We start from the raw sequence: 2,955 nt of genomic DNA, 5'->3' as shown, positions 1-2,955 counted from the left end.
TCCGTGTAAAGACGCGCCACCTCGTATTCGTCCTTGATCGCCATCAGCTTGAACAGGTTCCTGGCGGCGGCCTGCGACACCGTGGTCGACCCAGGTATGGCCTTCGCTTCGGCGGCGCGCAAAACGGCCAGTTTTTCGGCATAACGCCTGCCATAGGGGGCGTTCTGATAGGCTGTCAGGAAGGCGACGCGGCGGGCGATGATATCGTCCAGTGTCTCGGCGACATCCGTGCCCGGGCCGGCCTTTCCAGCGACGGCTGGACCCGGCTGGGCAACGAGGCCGCGCACGAATTCCGGCTGATGGGCAGCGCGACGTCCCCAGCGGAACGCGGCAACGTTCATCGCCACGGCTTCGCCATTGAGCTCGATCGCCTTCTCGACCGCCTCGGCGGACAGCGGCAGGCCGCCATGCTGGAAGGCAAAGCCGAGCATGAACATGTTGGCGCCGAGCGAATTGCCGAAAAGTGCCGTGGCGGTGCGGGTGGCGTCGAAGAAATGCGCCTTGTCGTCGCCCGCGGCCGCGCGGATCGCCTTCTTCAGGCGGCCTATCGGCAACGAGAAATCCGCCGAGCGGGCAAATTCGCCAGGCATGATCTCGGCGGTGTTGGCGACGAAGATGGTGTGGCCCTCGCGCACTGCGGTCAGCACCTTCTTGGCGCCCGAAACGACGAGATCGCAGCCAAGCACCAGATCGGCCTTGCCGGCCGAGACGCGGATGGCATGGATGTCGTCCGGCGTGCGGGCGATGCGGACATGCGTGAACACCGAGCCACCCTTCTGGGCGAGGCCGGCCATGTCGATCATGCCGCAGCCTTTGTCCTCGAGATGCGCCGCCATGCCGAGCACCGCACCGACGGTGACGACGCCGGTGCCGCCGACGCCGTCGATGATCGCCGCCCAGCCCTGCTCGCCAAGCGGGAATTGCGCCGGCACGGGCACGCCTTCCAGCGGATCGGCCTTGCCGGCAAGGCCCTCGGCCTTGCGGATCTTGGCGCCGTGCACAGTGACGAAGGAGGGGCAGAAGCCGTTGACGCAGGAGAAATCCTTGTTGCAGCTCGACTGGTCGATCTTGCGCTTGCGGCCGAATTCGGTCTCGACCGGCTGGATCGAGACGCAGTTCGACTGCACGCCGCAATCGCCGCAGCCCTCGCAGACCAGCTCGTTGATGAAGACCCGCTTGTCGGGATCGGGGAAGGTGCCGCGCTTGCGGCGGCGGCGTTTTTCGGCGGCGCAGGTCTGGTCGTAGAGCAGCACGGAGACGCCTTTGACATCGCGCAGCTCGCGCTGGACGAGATCGAGGTCGTCGCGGTGATGGATGGTGGCGCCGGCCGGGAATTCGGCCTTGCCGGCATATTTGCCGGGCTCATCTGTGACGATGGCGATTCGGTCGACGCCTTCGGCGCGCACCTGCCTGGCGATCATGTCGACGGTCAGGCCGCCTTCGTGCGGCTGGCCGCCGGTCATGGCGACGGCGTCATTGTAGAGTATCTTGTAGGTGATGTTGGCATCGCTCGACAGCGCGAAGCGGATCGCCAGCGTACCGGAATGGTTGTAGGTGCCATCGCCGAGATTCTGGAAGATGTGCTCGCGCTTGGAGAACGGCGCCTGGCCGACCCATTGCGCGCCCTCGCCGCCCATGGCCGTGAAACCGACGGTGTTGCGGTCCATCCACAGCGCCATGAAGTGGCAGCCGATGCCGGCCGCGGCGATAGAGCCGTCCGGCACCTTGGTGGACGAATTATGCGGGCAACCGGAACAGAAGAACGGTGTGCGCGAGCCGATGTCGGTGGCCTCGGTGAGCATTGCCTGGAACTGGCGCAGCTTCGCCACCCGCGCCGAAATCTCTTCGGACGGGCCGATGGTCCTGACGATCCTCTCGCCAAGCGCAATGGCGATCTCGTTGGGATCGAGCGCGCCCTTGGCCGGAAACAGCCAGTCGCCGCGCTCGTCCTTCTTGCCGATAATGACCGGTTGGGTGGCAGTGCCATAAAGGCTTTCGCGCAGCTGCACTTCGATCAGCGAGCGCTTCTCCTCGACGACGACAATGGTGTCGAGGCCGCGGGCGAAATCGGCGATGTGATGCAGGTCGAGCGGCCAGGGGCAGCCGACCTTGAACAGCCGCACGCCGATGCGGTTGGCGGCCGCCTCGTCGATGCCGATGTCCTCCAGCGCCTGACGGACATCGAGATAGCTCTTGCCCAGCGTGATGATGCCGATCTTCGGGTTGCGGCCGCCCGAATAGACGATGCGGTTCAGCCCGTTGGCAAGGATGAAGGCGGAAGCCGCGGCGCGCTTGTGCTCATGCAGCCGCTCCTCCTGACCGAGCATATCGATCTCGTGGCGAATGTTGAGACCGCCTGATGGCATGTCGAAATCCGGCACGACGATGTTCAGCCGCTCGAGCGAGGCATCGACCGAGGCCGTCGATTCGATGTTGTCCTTGACGCATTTGATCGCCGCCCAGGTACCGGCAAAGCGCGACATGGCAAAGCCGTAGAGCCCGTAATCGATGATCTCCTGGACACCGGCGGGATTGAGGATCGGCACCATCGTGTCGACGAACAGGAATTCGGTGGCGTGCGCATTGGTCGAGGATTCGGCCATATGGTCATCGCCCATCAGCGCAAGCACGCCGCCATGCTTCGACGATCCGGCGAGGTTGGCGTGGCGGAACACGTCGCCTGAGCGATCGACACCCGGTCCCTTGCCGTACCAGACCGAAAAGACGCCGTCATGAGTGCCCTCGCCCAGCAGTTCCGTCTGCTGCGTTCCCCAGCAAGCGGTGGCGGCAAGCTCCTCGTTGAGACCCGGCTGGAAGACGATGTCAGCCTGGGCGAGCTGTTTCTTCGCCTTCCAAAGCTGCATGTCGAGGCCGCCGAGCGGCGAACCGCGATAGCCGGAGACGAAACCGGCCGTGTTCAGGCCGGCGCGGCGATCACGCTCGCGCTGCATCAGC

Annotated in this window: 1 protein-coding gene; it reads right to left on the bottom strand. The window is 65.0% G+C overall.

Annotated features, from left to right (window positions below; all coding sequences use genetic code 11):
- The coding region (locus EN906_RS29215) for an indolepyruvate ferredoxin oxidoreductase family protein (protein WP_164777441.1) at positions 1–2,955 on the bottom strand (2,955 nt) is incomplete at both ends.

The organism is Mesorhizobium sp. M7A.F.Ca.CA.004.06.1.1 (genome assembly GCF_003999135.1).
Classification (GTDB): Bacteria; Pseudomonadota; Alphaproteobacteria; order Rhizobiales; family Rhizobiaceae; genus Mesorhizobium.
The sequence above is the reverse complement of the archived record's forward strand: the minus strand, read 5'-3'. Positions and strand labels throughout refer to the sequence as shown.